This window comes from Caldicellulosiruptor sp. F32, assembly GCF_000404025.1.
Taxonomy (GTDB): Bacteria; Bacillota; Thermoanaerobacteria; order Caldicellulosiruptorales; family Caldicellulosiruptoraceae; genus Caldicellulosiruptor; species Caldicellulosiruptor saccharolyticus.
In genome coordinates this window covers 1-7,033 of the sequence record NZ_APGP01000094.1, presented here as the reverse complement: position 1 = coordinate 7,033, position 7,033 = coordinate 1, and the positions used below count along the sequence as shown (strand labels likewise).

General features: G+C 27.5%; 7 protein-coding genes. 6 read left to right on the top strand and 1 reads right to left on the bottom strand.

The genetic code is table 11. From position 1 onward, the window contains the following. From H964_RS12540 to H964_RS08755, 6 genes are all read left to right on the top strand, one after another. Positions 1-412: hypothetical protein (locus H964_RS12540; protein WP_039766744.1), on the top strand; the 412-nt coding region annotated here is incomplete at its 5' end. Next, on the top strand, positions 409-2,919 hold the full coding sequence (gene lanM, locus H964_RS08775) for a type 2 lanthipeptide synthetase LanM (protein WP_039766742.1): 2,511 nt from the start codon (positions 409-411) through the stop codon (positions 2,917-2,919). The genes H964_RS12540 and lanM, both read left to right, overlap by 4 nt. Beyond that, positions 2,916-3,686, top strand: coding sequence for a flavodoxin family protein (locus H964_RS08770; protein WP_051109327.1), 771 nt, complete (start codon positions 2,916-2,918; stop codon positions 3,684-3,686). Before lanM ends, H964_RS08770 begins: the two co-directional genes overlap by 4 nt. A gap of 231 nt (positions 3,687-3,917) precedes the next feature. After that, positions 3,918-5,081, top strand: coding sequence for an ABC transporter permease subunit (locus tag H964_RS08765; RefSeq protein WP_237738253.1), 1,164 nt, complete (start codon positions 3,918-3,920; stop codon positions 5,079-5,081). Between the two features lie 32 nt (positions 5,082-5,113). Beyond that, a complete protein-coding gene (locus H964_RS08760) occupies positions 5,114-6,061 on the top strand; it encodes an ABC transporter ATP-binding protein (protein WP_039766738.1) in 948 nt (315 codons plus the stop codon). 165 nt (positions 6,062-6,226) lie between these two features. Next, on the top strand, positions 6,227-6,448 hold the full coding sequence (locus H964_RS08755) for a hypothetical protein (RefSeq protein ID WP_039766736.1): 222 nt from the start codon (positions 6,227-6,229) through the stop codon (positions 6,446-6,448). 312 nt (positions 6,449-6,760) lie between these two features. On the opposite strand, the gene H964_RS08750 is transcribed toward H964_RS08755, so the two are convergent. Beyond that, positions 6,761-7,033 (bottom strand): LexA family protein (locus H964_RS08750; protein ID WP_039766734.1); only part of this gene is annotated, 273 nt, incomplete at its 5' end.

Sequence of the window (7,033 nt, the reverse complement as noted above, 5' to 3'; positions counted from 1 at the left end):
AGATTTTAATTTAGCATTTGCTGTTCTTTCTGAAAAGCAAAAGAAAGTTGTTAGAGAAAAGGTGGAAAAAGCAAAATGGTTTTTGTGTTTGAAAGAAGTATTGGATAGTCTTAATAGTTTAAAAAATACGGATTATGGTTATCTAACAATTTCAAAACTCTTTTCAAGATGGTTTTGCGAAAAATTTTTAAGTGTAAACATTAATCTTGAAAATATTATCATAAATGAAGAGGTTATGAACAAAGTTGCTTATAGTTTAGATAATTTCTTGCTGAATATATATATAAAGACATTAATTTATGAGTATTACTTATGGCGTGAGAATAATAGTGAAAATATAAAAAATAAAAAAATGTATTTCAGTTATTCATTCATTATTTACTCAATAATAAAGGAATATACAAGTTTATGAACGATTACCCTGTAATAGGTCGAACTATGGCACAAAAAACACTTAACTGGTTGGTATATTTCAGCAAAGTTATACATGATTTAGATAAACATTTTACAGAAATTAGTAAACGATTTGAAATAAAAAGCAATAGAATAACTAGTATAGAGATATTGGGAGATTTTCATCAAGAAAGCAGTGCGGTTTTGATAGTTATATTCGAAAAATCCAAACCGATATTATACAAGCCTCGAAATTCGTCTCTACAAAAAACAGTAGTTGAGTTTATTAAGTGGTGTGAAACGAAAGAAAAAAAATTGTTGGATTTAATATTTCCTTCCCTATATGATGGCGAAACTTTCACAATAGAAGAATACATACCTTATGTTGAATGTAACAATGAAGAAGAGTTAGAGAGATATTATCGAAGATTTGGACAATTATGTGGATTTGTTTATTTACTTAAAGGTAGTGATATACATTTTGAAAATTTAATAGCCCATGCTGAGTATCCTGTAATAGTTGATATGGAAACAATTGTGGCTCAGGAAAATAGTCAAAAAGAGTTATTTAGAGATGCGCGGTACTTTGCATTAAAAGAAATAAATGAATCAATCTTATCTTCGGGTTTAATTCCGTGTATGAGTTTTGTTGATTTCAAAACAGGAAAAGGAGTGGACGTTAGTGCATTTAGTGGAGGAGGCCAAAAATTACCATATAAAACATTAGTACTTAATGAAAAAGACATTGATAACATCAAATTTGATTATTCAGAAATAGAAATTTCAGAAGCACAGAATATTCCAAAACTGAGAGGTGAAAAAGTAGATTTTAGGAAATATGTACCGGAAGTTTTAAAAGGATTTATGACAGTATTAGAATTTGCAAGAATACACAAAGGTGAAATTATATATAAAATAGAAGAGAGTTTCAAAGGCAATATAAGGAGTAGAACATTATTGAAAAATACAGATAATTATTATAAGATGTTAAGTTTCTATTCGCATCCTAGTTATACTCAAGATTTTTTAGATTTAGAAAGATTGTTTGCTAATTTATGGGTTGCAAATTACAAAAACAAAATTGTAATTAGAAGTGAGATAGAAGATTTGATGAATTTTGATATTCCTGTTTTTTATCGAAAATTAAATGATAATGTATTAGAAGACAGTCATAATAGAAAGGTAGAGGGATTTTTTATTAATTCAGGATTTAACTTAATAAAGGAAAGGATAAAAAGTATAGACGATGAGACAGTAAGCAAACAAATATCAATTTTGCAAGCGTCATTGAATTATTTTGATGAAAAAATTGAGAAAATTAAGGGGAATAACCTATGTGAAAATGCGGGTGTTATTATAGAAGAGAACATAACTTTACAGAAAGAAATTCTCACAGAAGAAATAATGGAAATAGGAAACATTTTAGTAGAAAATGCCATTTGGGGAGCAAAAGAAAAATCAGTCATATGGAATGGTTTAATTTTTGACAGAATCAACAACACTAATGTTATATTACCTTTAGAAAGCAGTTTATTTTATGGGTTAAGTGGTATTATGCTGTTTCTTAGTTATGCTTTTTTACTTGTTCCAGATGAGAATTATATGAAGATTACAAAGACATTGTTTTATCAACTCTTTAAAGATGTAAAAAAAAGAATATATATAGTAAATCAGGAAGAAGAAATTAAGAGCATAGAAAATGTAGCTTCAATTTTATTATCTTTATTAGAGGTTTCAAATATTTATAAAGGCATATTTAGCAATATTAAAGAAGAATTACTACACTTAGTAGAATTGTTTTTTAAGAAGTTGTTAAAAAATGAAAAAACAATCCAAAGCAGTTTTATACTGAATTTTTTAAAATACTGTATAAATAAGTATAATATTGAACCTTTAATGAAATGTAAAGATATATACAGCACATTTGTATACGACAAATCCACATTGTCTACAATGGTCAAACAAGAGAAATACTCTAATAAGAAATACATACATTATGTTAACTTCTTATTAGACGCTGCAAATATATGCCAAAATAAATTTGCTTTTAATTATATTGTGAATAACTTTATAGAGTTTTTGGAACAGGTAGATAAACTTGTTATTTCTCAAAACTTTTTCGAATTATTATTAGTAATTTTGAAGATTTGCTCGAACGAGTTCAATAAGGAATATTTTAAGGTGTATGTGAAAAGATTAATATATGAGTACATTAAACCCTTCAAAGAAACAGATGAGCTTTTGAAAGGAAATAGTGGAGATATTGAACTTTTATTAAAATATTCTGAGATTTTTGATGTAGATTCAATTATGGAAATTATCAAAGAAAAAGTTAAATATATAGTTTTTAGAAAAAAACGAAAGGGGAAATTTAGTCTAAGATCAACTCCACAATATTTGCCATTAGGTTTGTTAGATGGAATTAGTGGAATTGGTTACACATTTATTCGACTTTGTTATAAAGATGCTCTTCCAATTATGGAGTTTGTATTTCCCATATCTTTTACTGAGGAGGAAGAAGTATGAAAGTGTTTATTTTTAATGGTAGTCCAAACGGAAATGATTCATTTTCTCTTTATGTTGCTGAGAAACTACTCACAAATATGGAAGCAATTTTAAACATGAAGTTTGAAATTAATGTGTTTGATACTAACAGATTTAGAATTAATCTATGTAAAGGATGTCTTACTTGTTTTAAACAAGGGAAATGCATATTAGATGAGAAAGACGACATGTTATTAATTAAAAATGCAATGGAAATATCTGATATTATTGTTATAGCAACTCCTGTGTATGCCGCAAATGTATCTGCTCAAACAAAAGTTTTTATTGATCGTATATCATATTGGTTACATTTATTCAAGTTATTAGGCAAGATAGGTATTCCAGTAGTAACAGCAAGTAGTAATTCGTTAATTGAGGTTACATTTTATTTGAAAAGAATAATGCTTGCACTAGGTTTAAATGTTTTTGAAACAATAGCTTATACAAAAGACTACCCCAATGTTGTCGATGATGAAACAAATTTTGAAGAAGAGCTTTTTCAAAAAGCCCAAAAATTGTGTGAATATTTAGAAAATCCCATGAAGATAAAGGTTCATCCCTTCCAGGAAGACTATTTCAAAACATTGAAAGATAATTTGATGTTGAGAGAAGATGAAGATGCTGAAGTAAACTACTGGCAAGAGAATGGCTATTTTGAATTTGACAATTATGAAAGTTTACTTTTGCACTTTTTAAAAAATAAAAACTCTTTAGTAATAAAAAAAGAGAATCTAAATAATTTTGTATAAAGTATTGACTTCTTTTTTGGTAAAAATTAAAATGAAAAATTAGGTAAATTTTTTGTGTTTTTTTAACTTCAGATTCTAAGACGTAAATATTGAAGAATAGTAGGAAACCAGCTTCAAATTTGTTTTTATAATATAGTATGTAAAAATCACCAGCGAATTGGCAAAAACACTTATTTCTTATCGGAACAGATAATAAATAAAACTGTATAAAAGGAGGCTACACAATTGTTATTGTATACTGAAATCCAAAAAATTATAAAAAGCAAAAAATTTTTTATTGCCTTAATAATCACAATTGGTTTCAATCTTTTTTATTGTTGGTTTGTGTATAATTATGAGAACAAAAGTGTTGAATCCACAAAACAATATATTGCAGATACAGAAAAACAAATAAAAGAATTGCAGCAGAAATTAAAAAAAGAAAAAGACGACATAAAGAAAAGATTGTATCAGGAGCAAATTGATGAATTGAATAGAATTGTTCAAAAGGAAAAATTAAAATTGCAATATGGTTCTAATCCTAAGAAAGAAATGGAAGAGAAAGCCCGATATTACAAGATGAGGTATGAAATTTCTAAGAAAACTGGTGACTATAAAGAGCTTGAAATTAATAAGGTGAATTATGAGATTTTAAATGAAAATATAAAGAAGAAAAAGTATTACAATGTTGGACAATTTGATGGATGGAGTTATTTACTTAGTCAATCGTACGGAATAGCATTTTTTATAATTGTTGTTTTAGCTTTACTTATTGGAAGTGGTATAGTTTCAGATGAATATAAGGAAGGGACAGCGAAGATTTTAAAAACTATGCCTGTAAAAAGAAGTAATATTATTTTAAGTAAATTTATTGCAACTGTTTTGACTATTTCTGCATTGGTAATTGGTATACAAGTTGTATTTTTTATAGTTTTAAATCTTATGACAAATTCTTTTAAATACTACGATGTGTATTGTAACTGGATTTCTAAATATAAGATGGTAGGTTTTAAAGTATATCCTGTTTCAGATGGTGTAAAATTGTTGAACTTACTTGAATGTAGTTTATTACAATTACTAACCGAAATTATTCTTATATTGGCTATATCGGGAGCTATCATATTTTTCTCCACGATATTTGAAAACGGAGCATTTGCAAGTATTAGCTTTTTTGCAATAATAATAGCTATAAGTATTTTTCGTCAAAAGATACTTATTCTTAAAAGACCTATATTAAAGTTGTTGTCGTTAATATTCCCTTGGGAACTATCGATGGTATATACAAATTCATTACCAGGAGAAATAGAATGGATTTATGCTTCATTCTATATTGTAATAGGGTTAAATTTATTGATGACAGTTATTTTTGTATTAGCTTCAATGAAAATATTTGAACATAGGGAAAAGGTATTATAAAGCTTGAGAGAGACTGAAGGAGGTAAAATAGCTTGGCTGAAAATCAAATGGAAATGGTAATAAAAGTAACTGACGTGGATAAGAAAATTCGAAACTTTCAAATTCTAAAAGAAATAAATTTTTCAATAGAAAAAGGAGAAATTGTTGGTCTTGTAGGACCAAATGGTGCTGGCAAAAGCACATTAATGAAAATATTATCGGGTTTATGGTTACCAAAACCAAAAGGGAAATGTTATATTTTGGGATGTGATGTAACTAAGGAACAAGAAAGAATAGAGGTTTTAAGAAGATCGTCATTTTTTATTGAAACACCAGCACTGTATCTTAAACTTAGTGGTTATGATAATATAGAACTGTATGCTAAATTAAAATATGGGAGTGCCTTTAACGTTAAAGATGAGGTTAATAGGTTAGCACCATTTTTTGAATTAGAAAATAAGATATTAAAAAGAAAGGCGAAAACATATTCATTGGGAACAAAGCAAAAGGTTAGTTTGCTTCAAATGTTTATTGGCAACCCTGAAGTGTTGATATTGGATGAACCTTTTAATGGATTAGATCCCACCACCACAATTAAAGTTAAAGAGCTCTTAAAAACACGGTGGAGAGAAAATAACATAACCGTTTTAATCTCATCACATATATTGAGTGATATAGAGGAGTTATGTTCAAGAATTATTTTTATCAAAAATGGTTCAATAATATTAGACAAAAATAAGGAAGAATTGTTAAAAAGAAATACAGTAGTGGTTTTTCATTTTACCGAAAAGGAGCATGTTGATATAGCGTGTAGGTTAATAAAAGAAAAATTACCATATGTAACGGTAGAAACTCAGTTTAATAACTCTATAAAAGTTCATAATCTAAATTCTCATTATGATGTTTTAGATTTATTACAGAATGAGGGTATAAAAGTTCGAGACATAGAAGAACAAAAAATGAGTTTAGTAGATTTTTACAAACAACTTTATTTACAATAATCAAGGACTTTTTAAATTAAAAGATATACCTGTTAGAGATAAAAATAGTTACAGAAGAAATAGGAGTTACTCTATAGTTTGCTAAGATTAGCGAACAATTACAAGGAAGTAGAACAAAATATTTTTTAAGATAATTAATTTTATTTTGAGTTGGGGGATATTCTTATGCTGATAGTTTTTTTTATATTATATTCTATTTTAGCCTTTTTATTTGCATTAGGAATTGTTAAAAGTAAAAGTAGATGGAGTAAAATTGCAATTATAATACCAATATATTTAGAATGTGTATCTTTACTTGCACTTTACAAACAAAATGTTGGCTTATATGGATTAGGCGGTTTAGTGGTAATTATTGTATTTTTATTAAGAAGATTTAAAATAGTTTGAGGTGGTAAGTTTGTTATTCTTTATCAAAACTTTAGATGGGTGTTCTGTCTGTCCATATTCTTTTGGATAGGACTTAGTCTGTCAAACATGTCAAACCTGTTGTAACTAATATTTACTAATAGAATTAAATATGAGTAATTAAAATCAGAGATTAAACAATAGGAATATTCTCAAACTTCAATAGTATATTAAAAAAGGAAAAATTTTGTTTAGATAATTTAGTAAGATGATTACTCACAAAATAAACATAAAGATAGTAAAAGGTGGGCGTTTTTTTTGAAAATCCCACCTTTTGTTTTTAAAAAAGTAATATCACCTCTTCTTTCTCATCACAGCAACAACTTTTCCAACTATACGAAGTTCTCCTTCTTTAATGTTAATTGGTTCATATTTGCTGTTTTCAGGAATGAGCAGGACTGTGCTTCCCATTTTACAAAATCTTTTTACGGTTATTTCTCCATCAAGCCATGCAATAACAATATCTCTGTTTTCTGCAGTATTGCATTTTTGAACAATTACAATATCCCCATCTTTTATATTTGCTTCCACCATGCTATCGCCCCTAACTTTGATAGCAAAATATCT